This is a genomic window from Massilia mucilaginosa (assembly GCF_011682145.1).
GTDB classification, from domain to species: domain Bacteria; phylum Pseudomonadota; class Gammaproteobacteria; order Burkholderiales; family Burkholderiaceae_D; genus Telluria_A; species Telluria_A mucilaginosa.
On the sequence record NZ_WHJH01000001.1, the window covers coordinates 300,219 to 325,136 of the forward strand.

23 protein-coding genes are annotated in these 24,918 nt (G+C 64.9%); 17 read left to right on the forward strand and 6 right to left on the reverse strand.

Annotation, left to right across the window (positions count from 1 at the left end; genetic code table 11):
- Positions 1 to 74: 74 nt before the first annotated feature.
- Positions 75 to 689, reverse strand: a complete 615-nt coding sequence (locus tag F2P45_RS01315) for a LysE/ArgO family amino acid transporter (RefSeq protein ID WP_166869965.1) — start codon at positions 687 to 689, stop codon at positions 75 to 77.
- Positions 690 to 801: 112 nt separating this feature from the next.
- On the opposite strand from F2P45_RS01315, the gene F2P45_RS01320 reads away from it, so the two are divergent.
- Entirely contained in the window at positions 802 to 1,695 is an 894-nt protein-coding gene (locus F2P45_RS01320; RefSeq protein ID WP_223164654.1) for a LysR family transcriptional regulator ArgP, read from the forward strand.
- A 169-nt stretch (positions 1,696 to 1,864) separates the two neighbouring features.
- Here F2P45_RS01320 and F2P45_RS01325 read toward each other — a convergent pair whose 3' ends face one another.
- On the reverse strand, positions 1,865 to 2,041 hold the full coding sequence (locus F2P45_RS01325) for a hypothetical protein (RefSeq protein WP_164557843.1): 177 nt from the start codon (positions 2,039 to 2,041) through the stop codon (positions 1,865 to 1,867).
- A 716-nt stretch (positions 2,042 to 2,757) separates the two neighbouring features.
- Between F2P45_RS01325 and F2P45_RS01335 the strand changes: the two genes are divergently transcribed.
- Positions 2,758 to 3,846: an N-acetylmuramoyl-L-alanine amidase-like domain-containing protein gene (locus F2P45_RS01335; protein ID WP_166869968.1), complete on the forward strand. Its 1,089-nt coding sequence runs from the start codon at positions 2,758 to 2,760 to the stop codon at positions 3,844 to 3,846.
- A 231-nt stretch (positions 3,847 to 4,077) separates the two neighbouring features.
- Here F2P45_RS01335 and F2P45_RS01340 read toward each other — a convergent pair whose 3' ends face one another.
- The 3 genes from F2P45_RS01340 to F2P45_RS01350 form a co-directional block, all read right to left on the reverse strand.
- On the reverse strand, positions 4,078 to 4,725 hold the full coding sequence (locus F2P45_RS01340; RefSeq protein WP_166869969.1) for a glycoside hydrolase family 19 protein: 648 nt from the start codon (positions 4,723 to 4,725) through the stop codon (positions 4,078 to 4,080).
- Positions 4,726 to 4,837: 112 nt separating this feature from the next.
- On the reverse strand, positions 4,838 to 6,769 hold the full coding sequence (gene dnaK / locus F2P45_RS01345) for a molecular chaperone DnaK (RefSeq protein WP_166869970.1): 1,932 nt from the start codon (positions 6,767 to 6,769) through the stop codon (positions 4,838 to 4,840).
- A 309-nt stretch (positions 6,770 to 7,078) separates the two neighbouring features.
- A complete protein-coding gene (locus F2P45_RS01350; RefSeq protein WP_166869971.1) occupies positions 7,079 to 7,318 on the reverse strand; it encodes a hypothetical protein in 240 nt (79 codons plus the stop codon).
- Between F2P45_RS01350 and F2P45_RS01355 the strand changes: the two genes are divergently transcribed.
- From F2P45_RS01355 to F2P45_RS01425, 15 genes are all read left to right on the forward strand, one after another.
- The gene (locus F2P45_RS01355; protein WP_166869972.1) at positions 7,317 to 9,245 is read left to right on the forward strand and encodes a polysaccharide biosynthesis protein; all 1,929 of its coding nucleotides are present in this window, start codon (positions 7,317 to 7,319) and stop codon (positions 9,243 to 9,245) included. The two genes, F2P45_RS01350 and F2P45_RS01355, sit on opposite strands and share 2 nt — an antisense overlap.
- Before the next feature lie 75 nt (positions 9,246 to 9,320).
- Positions 9,321 to 10,649 (forward strand): nucleotide sugar dehydrogenase, encoded by a 1,329-nt coding sequence (locus F2P45_RS01360; RefSeq protein ID WP_166869973.1) that lies wholly within the window; start codon positions 9,321 to 9,323, stop codon positions 10,647 to 10,649.
- Between the two features lie 62 nt (positions 10,650 to 10,711).
- On the forward strand, positions 10,712 to 11,773 hold the full coding sequence (locus tag F2P45_RS01365; RefSeq protein WP_166869974.1) for a Gfo/Idh/MocA family protein: 1,062 nt from the start codon (positions 10,712 to 10,714) through the stop codon (positions 11,771 to 11,773).
- A 2-nt stretch (positions 11,774 to 11,775) separates the two neighbouring features.
- Entirely contained in the window at positions 11,776 to 12,366 is a 591-nt protein-coding gene (locus F2P45_RS01370) for an acyltransferase (RefSeq protein WP_166869975.1), read from the forward strand.
- A gap of 41 nt (positions 12,367 to 12,407) precedes the next feature.
- The gene (locus F2P45_RS01375; RefSeq protein WP_166869976.1) at positions 12,408 to 13,559 is read left to right on the forward strand and encodes a DegT/DnrJ/EryC1/StrS family aminotransferase; all 1,152 of its coding nucleotides are present in this window, start codon (positions 12,408 to 12,410) and stop codon (positions 13,557 to 13,559) included.
- A gap of 13 nt (positions 13,560 to 13,572) precedes the next feature.
- Positions 13,573 to 14,826: a lipopolysaccharide biosynthesis protein gene (locus tag F2P45_RS01380; RefSeq protein ID WP_166869977.1), complete on the forward strand. Its 1,254-nt coding sequence runs from the start codon at positions 13,573 to 13,575 to the stop codon at positions 14,824 to 14,826.
- On the forward strand, positions 14,823 to 16,088 hold the full coding sequence (locus tag F2P45_RS01385; RefSeq protein ID WP_166869978.1) for a hypothetical protein: 1,266 nt from the start codon (positions 14,823 to 14,825) through the stop codon (positions 16,086 to 16,088). Before F2P45_RS01380 ends, F2P45_RS01385 begins: the two co-directional genes overlap by 4 nt.
- On the forward strand, positions 15,994 to 17,130 hold the full coding sequence (locus F2P45_RS01390; protein ID WP_166869979.1) for a glycosyltransferase family 4 protein: 1,137 nt from the start codon (positions 15,994 to 15,996) through the stop codon (positions 17,128 to 17,130). Before F2P45_RS01385 ends, F2P45_RS01390 begins: the two co-directional genes overlap by 95 nt.
- 258 nt (positions 17,131 to 17,388) lie before the next feature.
- Complete coding sequence (locus F2P45_RS01395) at positions 17,389 to 18,093, forward strand: hypothetical protein (protein WP_166869980.1); 705 nt, start codon at positions 17,389 to 17,391, stop codon at positions 18,091 to 18,093.
- Positions 18,090 to 18,863 (forward strand): polysaccharide deacetylase family protein, encoded by a 774-nt coding sequence (locus F2P45_RS01400; protein WP_166869981.1) that lies wholly within the window; start codon positions 18,090 to 18,092, stop codon positions 18,861 to 18,863. The genes F2P45_RS01395 and F2P45_RS01400 overlap by 4 nt, the downstream gene beginning before the upstream one ends.
- A 28-nt stretch (positions 18,864 to 18,891) precedes the next feature.
- Entirely contained in the window at positions 18,892 to 20,121 is a 1,230-nt protein-coding gene (locus F2P45_RS01405) for a glycosyltransferase family 4 protein (RefSeq protein ID WP_166869982.1), read from the forward strand.
- A gap of 298 nt (positions 20,122 to 20,419) precedes the next feature.
- The gene (locus F2P45_RS01410) at positions 20,420 to 21,616 is read left to right on the forward strand and encodes a DegT/DnrJ/EryC1/StrS family aminotransferase (protein ID WP_166869983.1); all 1,197 of its coding nucleotides are present in this window, start codon (positions 20,420 to 20,422) and stop codon (positions 21,614 to 21,616) included.
- The gene (locus F2P45_RS01415) at positions 21,613 to 22,203 is read left to right on the forward strand and encodes a sugar transferase (RefSeq protein WP_166869984.1); all 591 of its coding nucleotides are present in this window, start codon (positions 21,613 to 21,615) and stop codon (positions 22,201 to 22,203) included. Before F2P45_RS01410 ends, F2P45_RS01415 begins: the two co-directional genes overlap by 4 nt.
- A 10-nt stretch (positions 22,204 to 22,213) precedes the next feature.
- On the forward strand, positions 22,214 to 22,807 hold the full coding sequence (locus F2P45_RS01420; protein WP_166869985.1) for a hypothetical protein: 594 nt from the start codon (positions 22,214 to 22,216) through the stop codon (positions 22,805 to 22,807).
- A 34-nt stretch (positions 22,808 to 22,841) separates the two neighbouring features.
- The gene (locus F2P45_RS01425) at positions 22,842 to 24,038 is read left to right on the forward strand and encodes an acyltransferase family protein (RefSeq protein WP_166869986.1); all 1,197 of its coding nucleotides are present in this window, start codon (positions 22,842 to 22,844) and stop codon (positions 24,036 to 24,038) included.
- A 133-nt stretch (positions 24,039 to 24,171) separates the two neighbouring features.
- Here F2P45_RS01425 and F2P45_RS01430 read toward each other — a convergent pair whose 3' ends face one another.
- Positions 24,172 to 24,885 (reverse strand): class I SAM-dependent methyltransferase, encoded by a 714-nt coding sequence (locus F2P45_RS01430; RefSeq protein ID WP_166869987.1) that lies wholly within the window; start codon positions 24,883 to 24,885, stop codon positions 24,172 to 24,174.
- Between the last annotated feature and the right edge of the window lie 33 nt (positions 24,886 to 24,918).

Sequence of the window (24,918 nt, forward strand, 5' to 3'; positions counted from 1 at the left end):
CAACGGCGCGGCGGCGCTGCCCAGCGGATTTCGGCGAACGGCGGCTGGCGCCCGGTGAATGGCGGCGCCAGCGCCTACGAGCCGAACGCCACCGAGGCCGACAGCGCCAGCATCATGGTGCCGGTGATGCCGTCGATCCATTTCCAGGCGGCGGGACGGGCAAACAGGCCGGACAGGCGGGTGGCGCCGTAACCGAGCGCGCAGAACCACAGGGCCGAGGCGCTCATGGCGCCCAGCGCGAAGGCCGGGCGTTCCGGCGGCGCAAAGTTGCCGCCGATGGCGCCGAGCAGGACCACGGTATCGAGGTAGACGTGCGGGTTGAGCAGCGACAGCGCGACCACGCTGGCCAGCGCCTGGCGCGCACTGCTGCGCACTGTGGCCGGCCCGACCGTGAGCGCGGCGTCGGCGAACACGGCGCGCCAGCTGCGCAGGCCGTACCACAGCAGGAAGGCCGCCCCGCCCCAGCGCGCCGCACCCAGCAGCAGGGGCGACGATTGCACCAGGGTGCCCACCCCTGCCACGCCAAGCCCGATCAACGCGGCGTCGATGAGAATGCAGGCGAGCACCGTCAAGCCCACGTGCTCGCGCTTGAGGCCCATGCGCAGGACGTGGGCATTTTGCGAGCCGATGGCGACGATCAGCCCGAAACACAGGGCCAGGCCATTGAAAAACGTGGAAAGGTAGGGCATGCAAACTCCGGTCGCTCATTAGAAGATGCAAGTTTGCAATATCGATGATAGCTAGTGAAGAAAAATTAACTTCTTTACGTATAATTAAATTTTTCTAATGTGGAGTGCGGACATGCTCGATACGCGCAAGGGCGAAGCATTGCTGGCCGTGATCGACAGCGGCAGTTTCGAGCAGGCGGCCGCCCTGCTCCACCTGACGCCGTCGGCGGTGTCGCAACGGGTCAGCGCGCTCGAAAGCGAGCTGGGCATGCCGCTGCTGGTGCGCGGCAAACCCTGCCGCGCCACGCACGCGGGCCAGCGCCTGGTGCAATACCTGCGCCGCAGCCGGCTGCTGGAAGCGGAGTTTCTGGCGGAATCGGCTGACAGCGACGCGCATCCTTTAAGCATTGCCCTGGCCGTCAACAACGATACCCTGGCCACCTGGCTGCTGCCGGGGCTGGCGTCGTTCCTGATCGAGGAACAGATCCTGCTCGACATCGCGCTCGACGACCAGGACCATACCTACACCTTGCTGTCGCAGGGAGCGGCGCTGGCCGGTGTGTCGAGCGAAGCGCAGCCGATGCGCGGCTGCACGGTGGAGCGGCTGGGCGCGATGCGCTACCGCCTGCTCGCCACGCCGGCGTTCGCCGCGCGCTGGTTTCCGGACGGCTTGCAGCGCGGCGCGGCGCAGCGCGCGCCCGTGATGGTGTTCGACCGCAAGGATGCCTTGCAGGCGGCGTTTTTGTTGCGCGAGCTGGGGCTGCCGGCGGGCAGTTATCCCTGTCATTACATTCCGTCGAGCGACGCCTTTACCCATGCGGTGCGGCTGGGGCTGGGTTACGGCATGGTGCCGGAGCAGCAGTTCAGGGACGATATCGCGCAGGGCGCGCTGGTCGACCTGACGCCCGACAGGCCGACCGATGTGATGCTGTACTGGCATGCATGGCGGGTGCAGTCGCCCAAGCTGGAGCGCCTCAGTGCGCGCCTGATCGAGGTGACGCGGGCGGCCTTGCGGCAATCGCCGTGAATGCGCCGGCCGGTGCGCACAGCGTTGCCGATGCCGGCATGCCGGCGCTCGCATGTGTCAGCGCTGCCTGGCGCACACGATCCCGCTGCGGTCCTTATGGCGCAATCCGCACGACAAAAAACCCGCAGCGTCGCCGCCGCGGGTTTTTTGTCGTGCCTTCAGGCGGGCATCAGGCCGGTGGCAGGAATGCCTCTGGCGCAGGCTGATTGCGGACCTGGTTGCGGTATTTGGAAGCGGCAATGGCCTTCTTGATGGCTTCGCGCGCGATGTTGGTGCGTTTGATGTCTTTTTTCTCGGCTTTGCCACGATGCTGGGCGATGTCTTTGTTACCGATTCGATTTGTCATTTGATACTCCTGTGTTGATGTTTTTAGGATTATGGTAGAACGATGCTACAGAAAAAATAGGACAAAGTGCAAGGTTCTTGTAGGACAGGAGGCGGTCAGCGGCGGACAGGCGCCAACTTCAAGCCCGGAAGCAGCAAACCCCATCCGAGTTCGCGCCGGATTTCTTCGGGCGATGGTGGCGGCTTCGGATCACGCGAACGGCGCTGGAGATATTCGCGCACAAGATGCTTGGGTGGCTGGCTGATGGCAGGCATGACGACCTCCGCTTCCGTTTGTTTGTCAAAGCCAGCGCACGGCATGCGCTGGCGTCAAGAATTGGTGCCGATCCTCGAGGCGACCGGCTAACCTGCTGAGGAGGTGCTACCGTCGGACTTCGCCGCTGGCCCCCTCACTCACACAGCTTCATCATAAGGGCTGAGCGCTAACCCAACCGTTCGTTGCCGCACATTTGCGCCAACATCGCACCCGCGATATTCCGGCGCCATCGCAGAGAGCCTGTACCTGCGGGCGCTATGCGACGCGGCGCGTTGCCGCGCAGCGACGGCCCGGCGCGGGCGCGCTGCGGCATGAGGGCTCGCGCATGCCATTTCATCTATCACGACAAGCAATGCCGGAACGGCAAACTGCAACTTCCTTGCGCGCGCGCAACACATTTCCATTGTCAAACGCGATGACAGCGGTTAGCTTGTCGCTTTAGCGTTCAATATTGATTCCCGATGCGTCTCGCTCCCCTTGTTGTACTTAGTGCCATCCTGGCCGGTTGCGCCAGCGCGCCACCGGCGCCGCCTGTCGCGGCAGCGCCTGCCGTCGTGCCGCCATCTGCCGCACCTGAACCGCTTGCGCCGCCGGCGCCGGCGCCGGTGATCGCCGCGCCAGTGGCTCCCGCCGCACCGCCGTTCGACCTTGCCACCTTGCAGCGCAAGCAAATTTACCAGATGGCGCCGGCCGAAGTCGGGCGTTACATCGCGTATATGCATACCGCCGAACCGGACCTGCGCAAGCGCATCGCCGCGATCGGCCGCAAGAATATCGGCCAGCCCTATGTGCTGAACCTGCTGGGCGAGTATCCCTACGAACTGCACGACAACCTGCCGATGTTCAGCCTGCAGGCAAGCGACTGCGTCGTGTTCGCCGAGCACACCTATGCGATGGCACTGAGCCAGTCGTGGGAAGAATTCTTCTGGATGCTGCAGCGCATCCGCTACAAAGATGGCGTGGTCGGCGTGGCAACGCGCAATCATTACACCGAGGTGGATTGGAATATCAATAATGCCTGGCTGGTATCGGATGTCAGCGCGCTGCTGGCCGGCGCGGACGCCACGGCGTACGACATGAAGATCGACCGCGCGGCGTTCCTGAAGATGCGCCACAACACGGCCAGCAGCATTCCGGTGCAACTGAGCCAGGAAATGTACGTGGCCAAGGACAAGGTTGCCAGCGTTGTCGGGCAATTGCAGGATGGCGATCTGGTCAACGTGATTTCCACGCGTGGCGGCAAGTTGTGGGCGTCGCACGTCGGCTTGATCGTTGTCGATGCGAATGGGCAGCGTAACTTTTTGAATTCGGCCGAGCCGCAGGTGCGCGAGGAAAGCTTCGAGGCGTTTTTTGCACGCACGGCGGCGCGCGAGGAACGCAACGGCAAGAATGGCATGAAGCTGGCCGGGTTCAAGTTCTTGCGGCTCAATGACAATATCGTGGTGCCGCCGGCCGCGCCGCAGCCGCGTCCGGGACCGCCGGTGGCGCTTGTGGGGAAGCCGACGGCCACGGCGGCTGTGAAAGGGCCGGCGGGGTCGGTGACCCGTTGATTGTTGCATGGCAGGCGGTCGCCGATGGCGCTGCCCTGGGTGCCGGCGCCGCGCGCAGCCGGCGCGCAAGCGTCCTTTGTCAGTCACTGGCTGCGCAGCGAACTTGGACCCACGCCTGCGCGGGGGCGACGCGGATACGCTAACGCAAGCAAGTCACGCCACACTTTCTCCACGCCACACTTTCTGCACCCACACTATATCCACCCCACGCTGTATCCAAGCCACACTCTACTAACGCCACACTCCCCGCGTGCGTGCCAGCCAGCGGCGGCGCTCGGCCAGGCCGACCGTGCCGCCGTTGATGCGGGTCGTCACCAGCACGACGTTGTCGTCATCGGCCGCTTCGTTGCAATCCTTCGCAGCCCAGATCGCCGCCGCCGCTCCCAGACACCACCGAGCCGACAGCACCGCCTCCGGATCGGCGACAAAATCCGGCGCCGACGGATAGGCGCTCTGGCGTGTTGCAGTCGCCTGTGCGTAGCTGTCCTTTCCAGTCAGCTGCAACAATCCGCGGCCACGGTAAAGATAGCCGTCGCCGGGCCGGTGGTTGCCCAGACGGCCGCCATACACTGCGTTGGCAAGCCTGGCTTCATCGCCGGCGTAGTCGTCGGGATCGAGCGGACCGCGCGGACGAAAACGCAGTGGCCACACCTTCGCCAAGCGCTGCGCGCTGTAACGCAAGCTTTCAACGGTGCGCGTCAACGCCGCCGATTCGTGCAGTACCTGCGCCATGAAATGGCTCACGCGCAATGCCGACGCGGCGATGCCGAAATGTTCAAGGAAATGCTGTTCTTGGCCAAAGGCCGTGCGGTAGACCGGGAGTGCGCGTGGAGCAAGCTGGTCGATCTGGCCGAGCGTGATGACGACAGGCCGGGCCATGGCGGCTCCTTCGCTGTGCGGTAGCTCCCATCGTATTGACTCTGCCAATAAAGGACACCAAGCGCATCAAACGATGCCGCTTTTAGCGGTTCCAGTCCATCCGCATGGAAATTCAGCCGCCGCGCACCTCCCGGAAGTCCGCGTCCACCACATCATCGTCCTGCCCCGGTCTGGCTTGCCCCGCGCCAGCCTGCGCCGCGCCGCCCTGCTCCGCTGCGCCCGCTTGCTGCTGGTACAGTTTTTCGCCAATCGCCTGTGCCGCGCCGGACAAGGCCGCGATGCGCGTCTCGATATCTTCCTTGCCGCCGCTGCGCAAGGCATTGTCGAGGCTGTCCATGGCGGCCTGGATGCGCTCGCGCACGCCGGCGTCCAGGCCGGCGCCATGTTCGTCCAGCTGTTTGCGTGTGGCATGCAGCAGCGCATCGCCCCGGTTGCGCGCGTCCGCCAGTTCGCGCGCGCGCCGGTCTTCGTCGGCATGGGCCAGCGCGTCCTGCACCATTTTCTGGATCTCCGTTTCGCTCAGGCCGGAATTGGCCTTGATCGTCACCTGGTTGGCCTTGCCGGTGGCCTTGTCGAGCGCGCTGACATGCAGGATGCCGTTGGCGTCGATATCGAAACTGACCTCGATCTGCGGCATGCCGCGCGGCGCCGGCGCAATCCCGACCAGGTTGAATTCGCCCAGCAACTTGTTGCCGGCCACGACCTCGCGCTCGCCCTGGTAGACCTTGACGGTGACGGCCGGCTGGTTATCCTCGGCGGTCGAAAACACCTGGCTGAATTTGGTCGGAATGGTGGTGTTGCGCGGGATCATTTTGGTCATCACCCCGCCCAGGGTTTCGATGCCGAGCGACAGCGGGGTGACATCCATCAGCAGTACATCGGAGCGCTCGCCGGACAGCACCGCCCCCTGGATGGCCGCCCCGACCGCCACCGCTTCATCGGGATTGACATCCTTGCGCGCATCGCGCCCGAAGAATTCGCGCACCTTTTCCTGCACCTTGGGCATGCGCGTCATGCCGCCGACCAGGATCACGTCGCCGATCTGCTCCTTGGCAAGACCGGCATCCTTGAGCGCCAGCTGGCATGGCGCGATGGTGCGGTCGATCAACTCGTCGACCAGCGCTTCCAGGGTGGCGCGCGACAGGCGCAGGTTGAGGTGGGCCGGCGCGCCGTTGGCCATGGCAATGTAGGGCTCGTTGATGTCGGTCTGCTGGGTCGTGGACAACTCGATCTTGGCGCGTTCGGCCGAGCTCTTGATGCGCTGCAAGGCGATCGGGTCGCGCCCCAGGTCGATCCCGCTCTGCTTCTTGAATTCGGCGATGATGTGGTCGATCACGCGCTGGTCGAAATCTTCGCCGCCGAGAAAGGTGTCGCCATTGGTGGAGAGCACCTCGAACTGCTTGTCGCCTTCGAGCTCGGCGATCTCGATGATGGAAATATCGAAGGTGCCGCCGCCCAGGTCGTACACGGCCACCTTGCGCTCGCCGCGCGCGGCTTTGTCGAGCCCGAACGCCAGCGCGGCGGCGGTCGGCTCGTTGATGATGCGGCGCACTTCCAGTCCGGCGATGCGGCCGGCGTCTTTGGTGGCCTGGCGCTGGGCGTCGTTAAAATAGGCGGGCACCGTGATGACGGCGTCGCTGACCGGCCCGCCCAGGTAATCCTCGGCCGTCTTTTTCATCTTGCGCAGCACTTCGGCCGACACTTGCTGGGGCGCCAGGCGCTTGCCGCGCACTTCCACCCAGGCATCGCCATTGTCGGCGCGCACGATCTTGAAAGGCATCAGGTGGATGTCTTTCTGCACTTCGGCTTCGTCGAACTTGCGCCCGATCAGGCGCTTGACGGCGAACAGCGTGTTTTGCGGGTTGGTCACCGCCTGGCGCTTGGCCGGCGCGCCGACCAGGATGTCGCCATTGTCCTGGTAGGCCACCACCGAGGGCGTGGTGCGTGCGCCCTCCGCATTCTCGATCACCCGGGCCTGGCCGCCTTCCATCACGGCGACGCAGGAATTGGTGGTACCGAGATCGATACCGATGATCTTGCTCATATCCTCCTCCTTGAAATAGTTTGCCAGCCGGCACACCCTAAGTGCGCGGCGCGGTCATGCCTGGATAGACCGCGCGCGCGCCAAAACGCTCCCGCAAAGATGGGCAGAGTCGATCTATATCAAACTTAGCGGTTTTCACGATGCGGACATCGGCCGAGTCCGATGGCATTACGCCGCCGTTTGCTGCGCATTTTCCCACCGCCGTTCGGATAATCCGCCAATTCCCCCTCTGCGCCAGCGCACATAATATTTCCATTTGCAATTCATTCTAAATTTCAATCAAAACCAACGGGCAATTTTTACGCTAAGTCAGCCGTTGATGATGATCAAATCGATACGATCAGGCCGGCAGGATAATAAACTTACACGTGGATAAGTGCTGCAAGCCGCCGCATGACAGTCAATATAGAAACCTAAATACATGGATGCCGCAAAGCGGCATGCATTCATATTCACCTCATCAACCCGAGTTAATCCATTTTCGCTGGCCGCCATGCACACGCTTATTCGCAAACCGCTCAGCCAATTCTGTACCGAATTGGTCACCATGCACCGCACCGCCAAAATCGCGCTGATGGTCGTGGTCGATCTGCTGGCGCTGCCGCTGTGTTTTCTGGCGGCGATGCTGCTGCGCGTGGGCGACGCCGCGTCGGCCATGCAATACCCGCTCGCTGCGTATGTCCTGGTGCCGCTGCTGACGGTGGGCGCGTTTTCGCTGTCGGACCTGTACCGCGCGGTGATCCGTTTCATCGACCAGCGCATGCTGGCGGTGACCGGCTGCACCCTGGCATTGGCGACCCTGTCGCTGTATCTGATCATGATCGGTATTAACGACGACAAATTCCCGCGCAGCGCGCTGATCATTTACTGGTTTATCGCGTTTTCGTACGTGGTCACGTCGCGCATGACGGTGCGCAACCTCTTGCGCAGGCAGATGAACGACGCGCCCCGGCCGGACCATGCGGTGGCCATCTACGGCGCCGGCGAGCCCGGCGCGCAACTGGCGCTGACCATGCGCACCAGCAATGAGTACCGTCCCGTTTGCTTTTTCGACGACAAGCGCGCCCTGCACCAGCGCACCATCGCCGGCTTGCGCGTGTTTCACACCGAGCATCTGGCCGAGACGGTGCGCAGCCTGGGGGTGCGCTCGGTGATCATTGCGCTGCCGTCGGTGTCGCCGCAGCGCTTGCGCGACATCATGGAACGCTTGTCGATGGTGGGCGTCAACACCCGCATCCTGTGCCGCCTGCTCGACCTGGCCGATGGCGCGACGCCGGTGCACGCGGTACGCGACCTCAAGTTCGAAGACTTGCTGGGGCGCCAGCCGGTGCCGCCGCGCACCGAGCTGTTCGACCGCTGCGTGCGCGGCAAGCGGGTGCTGGTCACCGGCGCCGGCGGCTCCATCGGAAGCGAGCTGTGCCGCCAGATCGCCACCCTGGCGCCGGCCGAACTGCACCTGGTCGACCATTCCGAGTTCGCGCTGTACACGATCCGCCAGGAATTGCTCGGCCGCTACCCGGAGATGCGCATCTGCGCGCATCTGGGCTCGGTATGCAGCGCGCGCCTGGTCGATCGCCTCTTCCAGGAAAACCCGATCGACACGATTTACCACGCGGCCGCCTACAAACACGTGCCGCTGGTCGAGAGCAATATCGTCGCGGGGCTGCGCAACAACGTGCTCGGTTCGCAAGTGATCGCGGCCGCCGCCGGCAAGTTCAAGGTGCCCACCTGCGTGCTCATTTCGAGCGACAAGGCGGTACGCCCGACCAATATGATGGGTGCGAGCAAGCGCATCGCCGAGCTGATCTTCCAGGCGGCGGCCGCCGTGCACGGGCCGGACACGACCTTTTGCATGGTGCGCTTCGGTAATGTGCTGGGCTCGTCCGGCTCGGTGATTCCCCTGTTCCAGCGCCAGCTGGCCGATGGCGGACCGCTGACCATCACCCATCCGGACGTGTCGCGCTATTTCATGCTGATCGCCGAGGCGGCGCAGCTGGTGATCCAGGCCGGCGCCATGGCCAAGGGCGGCGATGTGTTCGTGCTCGACATGGGCGAGCCGGTCCGCATCGTCGACCTGGCGCGCACCATGATCATGATGTCGGGCCTGACCGAAAAGACGGCGCAGAATCCGGCCGGCGATATCGGCCTCAAGTTTGTCGGATTGTTTCCTGGTGAAAAGCTGTACGAGGAATTGCTGACCGACGGCACAGTTTTTCCGAGCGACCATCCGCGCATCATGCGCATGAAAGAACACGCGCTCGATCCCGGCGTGCTCGACACCTATATCACTTGCCTGATGCTCGCATGCAATACCCACGACCGCGGCATGATCGAATCGATGGTCAAGGCCATCGTCTCCGACTATACCCCGCAGGCGAATGGCAGCGGGCCGCTTGATCCGCCGCCGATGGTGGCGCCGCCCGATAAAAACCGGCCCGCCTTATTGCGCAATTTCTCGCCGCACCGCATTCAATAAATACCGGCCATTCTAAAAAGCACGGCCGCGCCTTTATCCATGCCCAATTCACTATTCTGTACGGAGATATTATCCATGCGCGACCAACATTCAAGCAGCCATTTGGCGCAGCTGATCGCCAGACTCGATCAGCGAACAGCGGTGATCGGCATTATCGGACTCGGTTATGTGGGTTTGCCGCTCAGCCTGCGTTATGCGGAAGCCGGTTTCCGCGTGCTCGGCATCGATATCGATCCGTCCAAGGTCACGCGCCTGAATGCCGGCGCCAGCTATATCGAACATATTTCCAGCAGCGCCATCGGGGCCGCGCTGGCGGCCGGTTTCGAAGCGACCAGCGATTTTGCCCGCGCCGCCGAGGCCGACGCCCTGATCATCTGCGTGCCGACCCCGCTCAATGCCTACCGCGAGCCGGACCTGTCGTTCGTGCTGGCCACCGCCGACGCCCTGCTGCCGTATGTGCGCGCCGGCCAGGTGGTCTCGCTCGAAAGCACCACCTACCCCGGCACCACGGACGAGGAACTGCGCCCGCGCCTGGCATCGCGCGGCTTGAGCGTCGGCGAAGACATCTTTTTGGTGTTTTCGCCCGAGCGCGAAGACCCCGGCAACCCCGACTTTGAGACACGCACCATTCCCAAGGTGTGCGGCGGCGACACGCCGGCCTGCCTGCGCGCCGGCATCGCCCTGTACAGCCCGGCCATCGACCAGGTGGTGCCGGTCAGCTCCACCCGCGCCGCCGAGCTGACCAAGCTGCTCGAAAACATCCACCGCGCCGTGAATATCGGCCTGGTCAATGAAATGAAAATCATCGCCGACAAGATGGATATCGATATCCACGAGGTGATCCGCGCCGCCGCCACCAAGCCGTTCGGCTTCACGCCCTACTATCCGGGGCCGGGCCTGGGCGGGCACTGCATTCCGATCGACCCGTTCTACCTGACCTGGAAGGCGCGCCAGTACGGCCTGCACACGCGCTTCATCGAGCTGGCCGGCGAGATCAACAGCGACATGCCGCACTGGGTCATCGGCAAGCTGGCGGACGCCCTCAACGAACGTTCGCGCGCGATCCGGGGCAGCCGCGTGCTGGTGCTCGGCATCGCCTACAAGAAAAATGTCGAGGACATGCGCGAGTCGCCCTCGGTCGAGCTGATGGAAATCCTGCGCGCCAAGGGCGCCCTGGTCGACTATTCCGACCCGCACGTGCCGGTCTTTCCGAAGATGCGGGAACACCGTTTCGACCTGGCCAGCGTGCCGCTGACGGCGGCGTCCATCGCGTCCTACGACGTGCTGCTGCTCGCCACCAGCCACAGCGCCTTCGACTACGCGCTGATCGCCCAGCACGCCGCCCTGATCGTCGATACCCGGGGCGTCTACCTGGACCGGCTGCCGAACGTGGTCAAGGCCTGACCCGGCCGGGCCTGACCCGGCCGGGCCTGGCCGGGCCGCAAAAACAGCGAATGGAGAACCTCATGCGTACCTACCCACCACCCGTCACCGACCGGCGCATCCGCTTCGCGCTGGTCGGCTGCGGCCGCATTGCCAACAACCATTTCAACGCCATCGCCCAGCACGAAGACCGCTGCGAACTGGCCGGCGTGTGCGATATCGACCCGGTGGCGCTGGCCGCCGCCGCCGCCCGCACCGGCGCCCGCCCCTACCGTACCCTGGCCGAGATGCTGGCCAAGTGCAACGCCGACGCCTTCATCATCTGCACGCCGTCCGGGCTGCATCCGGAACAGGCGGTCCAGATCGCCGGAAGCGGGCGCCATGTGATCACCGAAAAACCCATGGCCACGCGCTGGGAAGACGGCAAGCGCATGGTGGCGGCGTGCGATACGGCCGGGGTGCGCATGTTCGTGGTCAAGCAGAACCGGCGCAATGCCACCTTGCAGCTGCTCAAAAGCGCGGTCGATAAGAAGCGCTTCGGGCGCATTTACATGGTCAACCTGAACGTGTTCTGGACCCGCCCGGACGACTATTACAACAGCGCCAAGTGGCGCGGCACCTGGGAATACGACGGCGGCGCCTTCATGAACCAGGCCAGCCACTATGTCGACCTGATCGACTGGATCATCGGCCCGGTCGAGAGCCTGCAAGCGTACACGGCCACCCTGGCGCGCGATATCGAGGTGGAAGATACCGGCGTGATCAGCCTGCGCTGGCGCAACGGCGCCCTGGGGTCGATGAACGTGACCATGCTGACCTATCCGTGCAACCTGGAAGGCTCGATCACCATCCTGGGCGAACGCGGCACGGTGCGCATCGGCGGCGTGGCCGTCAATGAAGTGCAGCGCTGGGAGTTTGCCGAGCCGGACGAGGACGATGCGCGGGTGGTCGACGCCAGCTACCAGACCACCTCGGTCTACGGTTTCGGCCATCCGCTGTATTACGACAACGTGATCAAGGTGCTGCGCGGCGAGGCCGAGCCCGAAACCGATGGCCGCGAGGGACTCAAGTCGCTCGAAGTGCTGATTGCCGCCTATAAATCGGCTCGCGACGGCAAGCGCGTGGCCTTGCCTCTGGAGTATTGACCATGGATCAGGCCATCATCGAAGCGAGCGCCATTGTCGACCCCGGCGCCATGCTGGGGGCGGGAACGCGGGTCTGGCATTTCGCCCATGTGTGCGGCGGCGCGCGCATCGGCGCCGCCTGTTCGCTGGGGCAGAACGTTTTCGTCGGCAACGACGTGCGGATTGGCGACCGCTGCAAGATCCAGAACAATGTCTCGGTGTACGACGCCGTGACGATCGAGGACGAGGTGTTCTGCGGCCCCAGCATGGTATTTACCAATGTCTGGAACCCGCGCGCGGCCATCGAGCGCAAGGATGCCTACCGGCCCACCCTGGTAAAGCGCGGCGCCTCGATCGGCGCCAACGCCACCATCGTGTGCGGCGTGACCATCGGCCGCTACGCCTTCATCGCGGCCGGGGCCGTGGTCACGCGCGATGTGCCCGACTTTGCGCTGATGGCGGGCGTGCCGGCGCGCCAGACCGGCTGGATCGGCCGCCATGGTGAACGTCTGGCGCTGCCCAAAGGCGCGGACGGCGACGCCACCTGCCCCCATACGGGCGAACGCTACCAGGTGCGCGGCGGTGTCTGCCGCCTGCTGGACGCGCCCCTCTGAGCCATTTACCCCTTGACCTGTCAGCGATCGGACCTCTCATCATGGAATTCATCGACCTCAAAGCGCAATACCGGGTTGGCCGCGAAAACATCAACGCCCGCATCCAGGCCGTGCTCGACCACGGCCAGTACATCATGGGACCGGAAGTGGAAGAACTGGAAGCGCGCCTGGCCGCGTTCAGCGGGGCGCGCCACTGCATTACGGTCTCGTCCGGCACCGAAGCGCTGCTGATTTCGCTGATGGCGCTCGGCATCGGACCGGGCGACGAAGTCATCACCACGCCGTTTTCCTTCATCGCCACGGCCGAAGCCATCGTGCTGCTGGGCGCGACGCCGGTGTTCGCCGATATCGACCCGGCCACCTGCAATATCGATCCCACCCTGATCGAAGCAAAGATTACCGAGCGCACCAGGGCAATCATGCCGGTGTCGCTGTACGGCCAGCCGGCCGACATGGAAGCCATCAATGCGATTGCCTGGCGCCATAAACTGACCGTGATCGAAGATGCCGCCCAGAGCTTCGGCGCCACCTACGGCGGCAAGCGCAGCTGCAATCTGTCGGCCATCGGCTGCACCAGTTTCTTCCCGAGCAAGCCGCTCGGCTGCTACGGCGACGGCGGCGCCATCTTCACCAGCGACGATCAGCTGGCCAGCGCCATGCGCGACATCCGCGTGCATGGCCAGTCGCGCCGCTATGTGCACACCCGCATCGGCGTCGGTGGCCGGATGGACACCTTGCAATGCGCCATCGTGCTGGCCAAGCTCGACTATTTCGAGTGGGAACTGAAAGAGCGCGCGCGCGCCGCCGCCAGCTACGACGCCCTGCTGTCCGGCAAAATCGGCATGGTGGCGCGTCCACGCGACCGCAGCAGTGTATTCGCGCAATACACGGTCGTGGTGGAGCAGCGCGACCAGGTGCGCGCCGCCTTGCAGGCGGAGGGCATTCCGACCGCCGTGCACTATCCGGTGCCGATGCACATGCAGCCGGCCTATGCGCGCTGGAGCGCCCCGCACAGCGCGCCGGTGGCGACCGCCATGGCCGCCAAAGTGCTCAGCCTGCCGATGGGGCCGTATCTGGACGATGCCAGCATCGCCCGGGTGTGCGCGGTGCTGCTCGATGCGCAGCGTGACGCGCTACGCGACGCGCCATGCGAGGCGCCATGCGAAGCGCCGGCATCATGCCGCCAGGATTGAGGGGAGGCGCGCCATGACAGCAGGGCGGCTACCGGCCTACTGGCGCAACGTGATGACCGTGCTCGGCGGCGCGCTCGGGGCGCAGGCCCTGCCGCTGCTGGCCGCGCCGCTCATCACGCGCCTGTGCACGCCGGCCGACGTGGGCGCGTTCAGCGTCTGGCTGGGCATGGTGGCGGTCGCCGCCATCGGCGCCACCTTGCGGCTGGAAGCGGCGATGATCCTCGACCACGACCGCGCATCGCAGCGCACCTGTTTTTCGGTGGTGGCCTACAGCGCCGGCATCACCGCCGTCTTGACAACCTTGGGGGCTGCGCTGGCGCGCCTGCTCGGGCTGCCGTTCGCCGCGCAACTGTCGTGGCCGGCGCTGCTGACGCTCGGCGTCGCCACCTTCATGACCGCCTACATGCAGACCACCCTGGCCTACGCCACCTCGCACAACGCCTTCGGCAAGGCGGCCCGCGCGCGGGTGTGGAGCGCCGGCGGCATCGCCGCCGCGCAAGTGGGACTGCTGGCGCTGGGCATGGGCGGCGTCGCCCTGGTCGCGGGTCAGTTGGTCGGACTGGCGGTCGGGCTGCTGGCCGCCATGCTGCTGCTGGCGCCGCCGCAGGCATGGCCCGGCTGGCTGCCGGACCCCGGCCAGCGCGCCTACCTGCGCCGCCACGACAAGTTCTGGCGCTTCTCGCTGCCCTCGAACCTGCTCAACGTCATCGTCAGCCAGTTGCCGCTACTGATGATCGGCGCGCGCCATGGCGCCATGGCCGCCGGCCTGTTCGCGCTGACCCAGCGCGTGCTGGGCGCACCCATCGCCCTGCTCGCCTCATCGGTGCTGGAAGTGTTCAAGCGCCAGTCGGTGCACGATTTCCAGACTCAGGGCAATTGCCGCGACGCCTATCGCTACACCTTCAAGGCGCTGGTCCTGCTCGGCATCGGCCCCTCGCTGGTGCTGCTCCTGTTTTCGCCGGAACTGTTCGCCTTTGCCTTCGGCGACAACTGGCGCGAGGCCGGCGAGCTGGCGCAAATCCTCGCGCCCCTGTACTTCCTCAATTTCATCGCCAGCCCGCTCAGCTATGTGTTCTTTGTCGCCGGCAAGCAGAAGGTCGACCTGCTGTGGCAAGTGGCGCTGTTCGTGATGACCGTGTCGGTGTTCCTCGCGCCCGGCAGCCTGCGCCAAAGCGTGCTGTGGTACGCGATCGGCTATTCCCTGCTCTACCTTGTTTACCTGCGCATGTCGTACCGGTGCTCGCAAAACCGCATGGTGGCCGCATGAGCCCGATCGCACGCTCCACCGGCCGCGAGCAATGGATCGGCATGCTCGGCTTTTTTGCCTTGTTTCCCGGGTTCTTCTTCTATCACACGGCGCTGGGACTGGGAAAGATTCCGGCCGTGCTGGGCGGCTATTTCGCGCCGGTATCGCTGCTGCTCCTGCCGCTGCTGTTTTTCTTCTATGCCGGCAAGGTCCGGCAAGACCGCAATTACCTGGGCAAAACCGACGTGGCGTTTTTCCTGTACTTGGCCTACTTTGCGCTGATCGTCGTCGTCAACGCCCTGGCTGGCGCGAAGATGGCCATTGTCACGAATCACCTGCTGGGGATCATTTTCATGCTGAATGTGTTCTTTGCATTCCGCATGGGCGCTCCCGGCGAGCGGCGCTTCCGCCTGATGGCGCTGGGCAGCCTGCTGGGCATGTCGGCCATCGTGTTCGCCTACGCGGTCGACGGCGCCTTCTATCTGGCGCCGCTGGGCACGGCCAAGAATCCCGAAAGCCTGGCTTCGTACCAGGGTTTTTCGCGTTCCTATCTGTTCACCTTCGCGGTGGCCATTGCCTACACCCGCGCGCTATCGCTGCGCCTGCTGCTGTATGGCCTGGCCGCGTCCACCCTGTTCATCAATACCGCGCGCAGCGAATTTGCCGCCATGCTGTTCATGATTCCCATTATCGAGCTGTATTACACGCGCCAAAAAGTTCTCATGGCGACCGTGTTCCTGTTTCTGGTACAGATGATCTATGCGAATCTGGCGCAACTGTTATCCATGCTACCCAGCAACCGGGTGCTCGAATTGCTGGATCTGTCCCATTCGACGTCGGCCAATACCCGCCATCAGCTGAGCACCTATGCGCTCAATTCGATTGCGCAGTTCCCCGTTTTTGGCGATTACGCCAGCTATTCGCCCGGCCTGTATTCGCACAATGTGCTCTCGGCCTGGGTCGATACCGGCATCTTCGGATTCCTGTTCGTGCTCGGCATCCTGATCGTGCCGGCGATTCCGCTGTTTTTCAAAGGCTACTTCGCGCATTATCGCTCGGGTGAATTCATCCTGGCGTTTTCGCTGTGCTGCATCACGGTGCTGCTGCTGCTTACCTCGCACTACTTCACCGACATGCTCATCGGCGCCACCATGGCGGCCTTTTCATCCTACCGGTATGGAATGACACATGCTCACCATCGCACATCTGACATCGGCCCATCCGCGCCACGACACCCGCATCTTCGTCAAGCAATGCCGGGCGCTGGTACGGCAAGGATATGAGGTCACGCTGGTCGTGGCCGATGGCCTGGGGGACGAGCGCGACAGCGGCGTCCACATCACCGACGTCGGCTACACCCCGGGCCGGCTGGCGCGCATGCTGGGCAGCACCCGGCGCGTGCTGCGGCGCGCGCGCCAGATCGATGCAGACATTTACCATCTGCACGATCCAGAACTCATGCCCGCCGGCCTGGCCCTCAAGCGCCTCGGCAAAACCGTGATTTTCGACGCCCACGAAGACTTGCCGCTGCAGTTGTTGGGCAAGCCCTATCTGACGCCTGGCCTGCGCAGCCTGCTGTCACGCGCCAGCGCCGCCTACGAGCGCCATGCCTGCCGCCAGTTCGACGCCATCGTTGCCGCGACGCCCTTTATCCGCGACAAATTCTTGCAGATCAATCCGAACAGCATCGACGTCAACAACTATCCGGTACCCGGCGAATTCGACGCCGAGGCGCCCTGGAGCGAGAAGCGGCAGGAAGTGTGCTACGTCGGCAGCCTGTCGGCCATGCGCGGCATCGGCGAACTGGTCGCGGCGGCGCAGCTGCTGCAGTCGCCCGCGCGCATCACCGTGGCCGGCCGCTTTTCGGAGGTCAAGCTCGAAAACGCCCTGAGCGCGCAGCCCGGCTGGCAACGCCTGAACCGCCGCGGCCACCTGGACCGCGACGGCGTGCGCGCCGTCATGGCGCAGGCGCTGGCCGGCCTGGTCACGCTGCATCCGGAACCGCATTATCTCGACGCCCTCCCGGTCAAAATGTTCGAATACATGGCGGCCGGCATTGCGGTCATCGCCTCCGATATTCCCCTGTGGCGCGGGATTATTCAAGACCACCAGTGCGGCGTGTGCGTCGATCCGCGCGACCCGGCCGCGATCGCCGCCGCCATCGACTATTTTGTGCGCAATCCGCAGATCGCCCAGCGCATGGGACGCAATGGCCGGCGCGCCGTGATCGCGCACTACAACTGGTCGAACGAGGCCGGAAAACTCATCGGACTGTATCGCGCATTGCACGCATCGCTTGGCACGATACGCCGCGCCGCCACATAAATTCACGTATTCGTATCTTCACCGACATGAATAACTGCCGATGCGCTGAGCGATCACAAACAAGCGTGCTTAGGCCGGTTCGATTTACGCCACTTCAAACTCGGCACCGCCTCGTCTGGCTACAGTAAGAAAAGCCTGAACGGTTTCGGGCCCGCAGCGTGCGAGCACCCATGCACGCCGCCGTCAAGCCGATTAACACGTCCGGACAGCCAACTCCCGACCAACAAGAAAAGGCGGTTACAGCCGCGATGAACTGCGATGACTACCCTGCTCACCACTCTGTCGGACCACCTTGGCACCGTCAAGCAATTGCTGCGGCTGCCGGTGGCCCATTTGTTTTTCGACGAATCGATCGCGCCCGTCAATGTGCGTTCGACCTACCGCTATTACACCAAGCGCCACCCGCAATACAAAATCATCCAGCACAAAAGCTGGGGCGCCGCCCTGATCGACCTGCAACGCTTTCGCAACCGCAGCGACTACCTCGACAGCATCAAGGGCCGCAACTGGGGCGCGCACCACATCAAACGCGCCCGCACGCGCGGCTACCGGATCGTCGAAATCGAGCGCAACGACTACGTCGACGCCATCTTCGACATCAATACCTCGGTCGAGGCGCGCCAGGGACGCCCCATGGACCAGAAATACCTGGAAAAGAGGCAATGCTTCGACAAGCTCGTCAACTTCACCTACTACGGCGTGCTGTGCCCGGACGACCAACTGGTCGCCTACGCCAATGTCGGCCATTTCGGCAACTTCCACGCCTTCGAGCAACTGATGGGCTACCGCAACAACGACGGCATCATGCACTTGCTTGTCGGCGACATTGCCGCCGGCCTGATCGAGCAGGGCCTGACGCGCTACCTGATGTACGACACCTACTTCGGCGCCTTGCCCGGGCTGCGCCAGTTCAAGACCATGCTCGGCTTCACCCCCTATCGCGCGCGCTACCACCTCCGATGAACACGCTGCTCCGACGCCTCTACAGCGATTACCTGATGCCCTCGCGCCTGCCCGAGTACGAGGCCCTGCTGCGCGACGCGACCGAGCGCGGCTACGCCCAGGTATCGGTGCGCGAATTCCTGCGTCCGCCGCCGCCGGGCGGGCGCCCGCCCACCATCGTGCACCGGCACGACATCGACAGCGACCTGCGCACCACGGCCAGGATGTTCGCGCGCGAAGTGCGGCGCGGGGTGCGTTCGAGCTTTTACTTCCGCCTGTCGACGCTCGACTTCGGCCTCATGCGCGACATCGAAGACTATGGCAGCGAAGCGAGCTACCACTTCGAGGAAATCGCCAGTTTCGCCAAGCGCCACCACTTGCACGATGCGGGGGAAGTGCGGCGGCACTTCCCCGCCATCCGTGACGAGTTCGCCGCCAACCTGCGCCGCATCGAAGACGGCCTCGGCAGCAAGATCAGCACGGTGGCCAGTCACGGCGACTTTGCCAACCGCAAGCTCAAGCTGATCAACAACGAACTGCTGGCCGACAGCGCCCTGCGCGCGCGTTGCGGCATCGCCTGTGAAACGTATGACAGCGCCCTGCTCGAACAGTTCGACCTGTATATCAGCGACCGCCCGCCGCCGCTGCTGTATCACCCGCTCAGTCCGCACGCGGCGCTGGGGCACTACCGCAGCATCTGCCTGCTTACCCACCCGGTGCAGTGGGAAACCAACTGGTGCGAAAACACGCGCTGCAACCTGCGCCGCCTGGTCGAGGGGCTGACATGGTAAGCGCACCACGCCTGCGGGAGCCTGGACGATGAACATTCTCCTCATCAATCACTACGCCGGCTCGCTCAAGCACGGCATGGAATACCGCCCCTTCTACCTGGCGCGCGAATGGGTGCGGCTCGGGCACCGGGTGCGCATCGTCGCCTCGTCGCAATCGCACATCCGCGCCCAGGCGCCGCAACTGCACGGCCGCGACCAACTCGACGAAACCATCGACGGCGTCGAGTACCGCTGGGTCGCCACGCCGGCTTACCGGGGCAATGGCGCGGCACGGGTGGCCAACATGCTCGCGTTCGTGACGCACCTGCACCTGCACGCGCGCCGACTCGCCGCCGAGTTCGCACCCGATGCCGTCATCGCGTCGAGCACCTACCCGCTCGACATCTGGCCTGCGCACCGCATCGCCCGCTTCGCCGGCGCGCGCCTGCTGTTCGAACTGCACGACCTGTGGCCGCTCTCGCCAATCGAACTGGGCGGCTATTCGCGCTGGCATCCGTTCATCATGCTGCTGCAGGCGGCCGAAGACTACGCCTGCCGCAACGCCTGCGCCATCGTCTCGATCCTGCCCAAGGTGCGCGACCACCTCGAAGCGCACGGCATGGCGCCGCACAAACTGCACATCGTGCCCAACGGCGCCGACCCGGCCGAATGGCTGGCCGAGCCGCCCGCGCTCGGCGGCATGGCCGGCGCCCGCCTGGCCGCGCTGCGCAGCGACGGCAAGTTCATCGTCGGCTACGCCGGCACCCACGGTCTGGCCAACGCGCTCGACACCCTGCTCGACGCCGCGCGCCTCATGGCCGACCCGCGCATCGCCTTCGTGCTGGCCGGCGGCGGGCCCGAAAAGCCGCGCCTGGTGCGACTGGCCAGGGAGCGCGGCCTGCACAACGTGCATTTTCTCGACCCGGTGCCCAAGCGGGAAGTGCCGGCCCTGCTGGCGTATTTCGACGTGGCCTACATCGGCTGGCAGCGCCAGCGCCTGTACCGCTACGGCATCGCCCCCAACAAACTGATCGACTACATGATGGCCGGCCGCCCCATCCTGCATTCGGTCGAGGCCGGCAACGACCCGGTCGCCGACGCCGGTTGCGGCCTGACCGTGGCGCCGCAGGACCCGATCGCGGTGGCGCACGGCTTGCTGGCCCTGTTCACGCTCGACCGGCAGGAGCGCGACGCCGCCGGCGAACGCGGACGCGCCTACGCCATGGCCAACCTGAGCTATCCGGTGCTGGGCCGGCGCTTCTTGCAGGCGTGCGCGTGATGAACACCGTCCGTTCCCAACAGCCGCCACATGCCGGCGCCGACCGCAACGACCGCAACCACGGGGGCCGCGTCGACGCCGCTACGGCAAGCGGCAAAGCCGTCCGCGGGCGCGGCAAGCCTGGCCCTGCCACGCACTGTCTTGCGGCGCAGCCAGCGCAACACACCAACGCGTCGGCCTTCGGCGCGGCGAGCGCGACCGCACAACGCATTGGCGCGCAACGCGGCGATGTCGACCGAACAACAGATCCGCGTGCGGCGCAGCCACACCGTGCCACCAAACTCATGGAGCCTTGATCATGCCTGAAGACCTGACACCCACACCGGATGCGGCCGCGCTCGATTCACCTCCTTTCCTGCCCTTTGCCCTGCCCGACATCGGCGATGAAGAAATCGCCGCCGTGGTCGACTGCCTGCGCTCGGGCTGGGTCACCACCGGCCCGCGCACGCGCCAGTTCGAACACGCCTTCGCCGCCTATCTGGGCGGCAACGTGGACGCCATCTCCGTCAACTCCGCCACCGCCGGCCTGCACCTGGCGCTCGAAGCGCTCGGCATCGGCCCCGGCGACGAAGTCATCGTACCGACCCTGACCTTCACCGCCACAGCCGAAGTGGTGCGTTACCTCGGCGCGCACCCGATCCTGGTCGACGCCGACCCGGACACCCTCAATCTGTCGCTGACAGCCATCGAGGCCGCCATCGGGCCGCGCACGCGCGCCATCATTCCCGTGCACTACGCCGGCCTGGCTTGCGACATGGACGGCATCCTGGCCCTGGCCGCCGCCTACGGCCTGAACGTCGTCGAAGACGCCGCGCACGCCTTTCCCACCCTGTACAAGGGCCAGCTGGTCGGCACGCTGGCAAGCGACGCCACCGTGTTCAGCTTCTACGCCAACAAAACCATGACCACCGGCGAAGGCGGCATGGTCGTCACGCGCGACGCCAGCGTGGCGCGCCGCGTGCGCCTGATGCGCATCCATGGCATCAGCCAGGACGCCTTCGAGCGCTATACGTCGCGCACCCCGGCGTGGTTCTATGACGTGGTTGCGGCCGGCTACAAATACAATCTGACCGACCTGGCCTCCGCCATGGGCATCGAACAATTGCGCAAGATCGACCGTTTTCTTGTGCGCCGCGAGCAGTTGGCGCAAGCCTACAACAGCGGCCTGCGAGGCTTGCCGCTGCGCCTTCCTCCCGCACCCGAGCCCGGCAGCAGCCATGCCTGGCACCTGTACGTGGTGCGGCTGCAAGCCGGCGCCAGGCTGGGCCGTGACGAACTGATCGCGCGTCTCTCCGAACGCGGCATCGGTACCAGCGTGCACTTCATTCCCCTGCACCGCCATCCGTTCTGGCGCGACTATTACCGCCTCAGTCCGGAACAGTTCCCGGTGGCCGAGGCCAGCTTTGCCTGCATGCTGTCGCTGCCTCTTTACACGCGCATGAGCGATGCCGACCAGCAGCGCATCATCGACAACCTGCGCGAGCTGCTGACATGACCAAGCGCCTTTTCGATCTGGTGGCGGCGCTGGCCGGGCTGCTGGTGCTCGCTCCGCTGTTCGCCGTCATCGCCGTCTGCATTCGATTGGACTCGCCAGGGCCGGCCTGGTTCCGTCAACAGCGCATCGGGCGTCACGGCGTGCCATTCGACATCATCAAGTTCCGCACCATGCGCGTGGACGCCGGCGACGGCGCCCAGCTCACCGTGGGTGCGGATGCGCGCATCACGCGGGTCGGCAAGTTCCTGCGGCACTACAAGATCGATGAATTGCCGCAGCTGATCAACGTGGTCGAGGGCAGCATGAGTCTGGTTGGACCGCGCCCGGAAGTGCCGCGCTACGTTGCCTGCTATCCACCCGAGATGCGCAGCATCGTGCTGTCGGTCGCACCCGGCATTACCGACTGGGCCTCGATCTGCTACAAGGACGAGAACGCCATCCTGGGACGCAGCCCAGACCCCGAACGGGCCTATCTGGACACGATATTGCCCGCCAAGCTCGCCTACAACGTGCGCTATGTGCGCGAGCGCGGGTTCTGGACCGACCTGCGCATCATTTTCAGCACCCTTGCGGCGCTGCTGCGCTGACGAGCCGACCATGAGCGCGCCGACCTTCCTCCTGCACCTGGGCGACCCGCGCGTGACGATGCCGCTCGGCCTTGCCCTGCTGGCATGGATGCTGGCGGCGCGCGCATGGCGCATGGCGCTCTGGTGGGGCGTGCTGTTGGGCGCCGGACTGGGCCTGGTGGGCGTCAGCAAGATCGTCTTTCTCGGCTGGGGCGGCGGCGTGCCGTGGCTCGGCTACAAGGCGCTCAGTGGCCATGCGGCCGGCGTCAGCGCGGTGTTTCCGATGCTGTTCTGGATGCTCGCGCATGGACGCGCCGATGGCTGGCAGGGCCGCGCACTCCGTATCGGCCTCGGCTTGGGCGCACTGATCGGTGCGCTGCTGGTGGTGGGCGATCAGCACAGCGTGGCGGAGGCGCTGGCCGGCTGCCTGCTGGGCGCGGCGGTCTGCCTCGGCAGCATCCGGCTGGGGGCTGCCGGCATGCCCGCGTTGCCATTGAAGGGGCTGCTGCTGGCCATGCTGGCGCTGTTCACGGCGGCATGGCTGATGAAGTGGGCCCACCTCGGCTACTGGATGATCCGCGCCGCGCGCCTGCTTACCGGCAACACCTACGTCTACCCTTTGTAGATCGACAAACCAAACACTCATGGGAAAACCCATCATGAACCCACATCCGATGCCCAGCATCCGCTTTCTGAAAGAAAGCCAGCTGGGGGAAGACTCCATGCACTCCCTGCTCATTTCCTTGTTGCGCGGCCTGGCGGCCATCGAGGTGGCCGCCGCGCACTTGCGCGCCGGGTTCTTTCCCGGCCTGCGCACACTGGAAGATCCCGCCTTGTGGTATCAGGCCCTGGCATTCCTGACCGGCTTCGCGCACCAGGCCGTTGTAGTGTTTTTCCTGATCAGCGGCTGGCTGGTGGGCGGCAGCCTGCTCAACAAGCTGGGCCAGCCGCATGCCATCAAGGCATATGCGATCGACCGCGTGACGCGCCTGTGGACGGTGCTGCTTCCGACGTTTGTGCTGATCCTGGCGAGCGGCATCGTCAGCGGCGTGATCGATCCGCACACGCCCGATTTTTCACGCACCAACGATTATTCGTTGACTGCGCTGATCGGCAACCTGTTCGGACTGCAAACCATCGTCGTACCGGAATTTGGCGCGAACTTCCCGCTCTGGAGCCTGTCCAATGAAACGTGGTACTACGTGATGTTTCCATTGCTGGTCATGTGCGTGGCGGCGGGGAGGGGCACGCGACGGGTGCTGGCGGCGCTCGTGTTGCTGTTAATTGGCATGCTGTTGCCGTTCGATATGGTGCTGTACTTCACGATCTGGCTGCTTGGTGCGGCATTCTCGCGCGTGCGCGTGGAATGCGGCATGCCCTTGCGGGCGCTGCTGCTGGAGGTGCTGGCGATTGCGTCGGTGGTGTTCAGATTGAAGGGTAGCAATGATGACATGGTGCTCGCGTCGTTCCCGCAGGACTTGCTGCTGAGCGTGCTGTTCCTGCTGTTTTTGTCGAGTACGGTGAACCCCTTGCCGGCGGATCAGCGCTTTGTTGCGCCATTGCGGCGCGTGGCGGTATTCTTTTCGAATTTTTCGTTCACGCTGTACGTGGTGCATGTTCCGGTGCTGGGCATCATGGGCTACCTTGGCATGACCTTGTTCGGGCGCCGGCAGTTTTCCGCCGGTAGTTTGGCAGATCTGGGAATCTACCTGGGCATGCTGGCGATGGTGATTGTGTGTGCGTACGGTTTCTATCTGCTGTTCGAAGCACGGACTTACGCAGTGCGGCGCTGGGTCAAGGAGTTGTTGATGGCCAGGGCAGACATGGCACCACGCTCGGCGCCCGCGAAGCGCTGAGCAAGAGCGCCACCTCGTCGCACCCACGCAGGCGGGTGCGACGGCGGTCATACGGTGGTGGGACCTTGCGGCGGTGGTGCGCGGGCTGACGGTGACGCGCAGGTCGAACAGCGCTGGGCGCTTACGACACTGCTCAGCCAGGCTTGCGCGCCATGTAGATAAAGTGCGAGCGCAGCGGCGGCGCGAACGTCACGAGCAGCTCGGACAGGATGCGCGGTGCGCCACCGAGCCGCCTTGCGATGGGCGGCGCCAGCAGCAGCGTGCGGTAGCGGCTCTCCGCCGCCGGCCACATCCGCCGCAACTCGCCACGCGCGACGCGGCGCACGTTCGGGTTGCGCGGGTTGTTGTAGCGGAAGTCGAACAGCATGCACCAGCCGCCCGGCGCCACGCTGCGCCACATGTCGCGCGCCAGCGCCGCCCGCGCGTCCGTTCCCAGGATCGATGAAAACACGGTGTTGGCCACCACCAGGTCGAAGCTGCCCGGTGCGGCAAAGTCGAGATCGCCCAAGTGCCAGCGGATGCCAGGCGCACTGCGCATGCGCGCCAGCACCAGCCGCTGCTCCTGGTATTCGGTACCCACCAGCCGGCAGGGATCGGCGCCCCAGTCGACCAGCTGGCGCAGAAAGCCGCCCGAACCGCAGCCCACGTCAAGCACGCGCAGCTTGCCAAGTTCGGCGCCGAGCGTTCGCGCCAGCAGGCTGCCGGTAACCCGGCAGCGCGCCGCGTCCTGCTCCATGACCTCCGGACGGTGCCACGCGTACGCGGCGATACGCTCTTGCGCCAGCCAGGCGCGGTAAACGGAACGGATGCGTTCCTGTTCGATGGCATGTTCGTCAAGTAGGCCCATGCCATCATCCTAACAAGCATGGCATGGGCCTTC

What these genes read in the sequence shown, in the direction of transcription:
- F2P45_RS01400 (WP_166869981.1), top strand. Translation starts at nt 18,090, where the DNA reads ATGAACACGCTGCTCCGACGCCTCTACAGCGATTACCTGATGCCCTCG.
- F2P45_RS01375 (WP_166869976.1), top strand. Translation starts at nt 12,408, where the DNA reads ATGGAATTCATCGACCTCAAAGCGCAATACCGGGTTGGCCGCGAAAAC.
- F2P45_RS01320 (WP_223164654.1), top strand. Translation starts at nt 802, where the DNA reads ATGCTCGATACGCGCAAGGGCGAAGCATTGCTGGCCGTGATCGACAGC.
- F2P45_RS01365 (WP_166869974.1), top strand. Translation starts at nt 10,712, where the DNA reads ATGCGTACCTACCCACCACCCGTCACCGACCGGCGCATCCGCTTCGCG.
- F2P45_RS01405 (WP_166869982.1), top strand. Translation starts at nt 18,892, where the DNA reads ATGAACATTCTCCTCATCAATCACTACGCCGGCTCGCTCAAGCACGGC.
- F2P45_RS01335 (WP_166869968.1), top strand. Translation starts at nt 2,758, where the DNA reads ATGCGTCTCGCTCCCCTTGTTGTACTTAGTGCCATCCTGGCCGGTTGC.
- F2P45_RS01430 (WP_166869987.1), bottom strand. Translation starts at nt 24,885, where the DNA reads ATGGGCCTACTTGACGAACATGCCATCGAACAGGAACGCATCCGTTCC.
- F2P45_RS01385 (WP_166869978.1), top strand. Translation starts at nt 14,823, where the DNA reads ATGAGCCCGATCGCACGCTCCACCGGCCGCGAGCAATGGATCGGCATG.
- F2P45_RS01410 (WP_166869983.1), top strand. Translation starts at nt 20,420, where the DNA reads ATGCCTGAAGACCTGACACCCACACCGGATGCGGCCGCGCTCGATTCA.
- F2P45_RS01390 (WP_166869979.1), top strand. Translation starts at nt 15,994, where the DNA reads ATGCTCACCATCGCACATCTGACATCGGCCCATCCGCGCCACGACACC.
- F2P45_RS01355 (WP_166869972.1), top strand. Translation starts at nt 7,317, where the DNA reads ATGCACCGCACCGCCAAAATCGCGCTGATGGTCGTGGTCGATCTGCTG.
- F2P45_RS01350 (WP_166869971.1), bottom strand. Translation starts at nt 7,318, where the DNA reads ATGGTGACCAATTCGGTACAGAATTGGCTGAGCGGTTTGCGAATAAGC.
- F2P45_RS01420 (WP_166869985.1), top strand. Translation starts at nt 22,214, where the DNA reads ATGAGCGCGCCGACCTTCCTCCTGCACCTGGGCGACCCGCGCGTGACG.
- F2P45_RS01395 (WP_166869980.1), top strand. Translation starts at nt 17,389, where the DNA reads ATGACTACCCTGCTCACCACTCTGTCGGACCACCTTGGCACCGTCAAG.
- F2P45_RS01325 (WP_164557843.1), bottom strand. Translation starts at nt 2,041, where the DNA reads ATGACAAATCGAATCGGTAACAAAGACATCGCCCAGCATCGTGGCAAA.
- F2P45_RS01380 (WP_166869977.1), top strand. Translation starts at nt 13,573, where the DNA reads ATGACAGCAGGGCGGCTACCGGCCTACTGGCGCAACGTGATGACCGTG.
- F2P45_RS01360 (WP_166869973.1), top strand. Translation starts at nt 9,321, where the DNA reads ATGCGCGACCAACATTCAAGCAGCCATTTGGCGCAGCTGATCGCCAGA.
- dnaK (WP_166869970.1), bottom strand. Translation starts at nt 6,769, where the DNA reads ATGAGCAAGATCATCGGTATCGATCTCGGTACCACCAATTCCTGCGTC.
- F2P45_RS01425 (WP_166869986.1), top strand. Translation starts at nt 22,842, where the DNA reads ATGAACCCACATCCGATGCCCAGCATCCGCTTTCTGAAAGAAAGCCAG.
- F2P45_RS01340 (WP_166869969.1), bottom strand. Translation starts at nt 4,725, where the DNA reads ATGGCCCGGCCTGTCGTCATCACGCTCGGCCAGATCGACCAGCTTGCT.
- F2P45_RS01315 (WP_166869965.1), bottom strand. Translation starts at nt 689, where the DNA reads ATGCCCTACCTTTCCACGTTTTTCAATGGCCTGGCCCTGTGTTTCGGG.
- F2P45_RS01370 (WP_166869975.1), top strand. Translation starts at nt 11,776, where the DNA reads ATGGATCAGGCCATCATCGAAGCGAGCGCCATTGTCGACCCCGGCGCC.
- F2P45_RS01415 (WP_166869984.1), top strand. Translation starts at nt 21,613, where the DNA reads ATGACCAAGCGCCTTTTCGATCTGGTGGCGGCGCTGGCCGGGCTGCTG.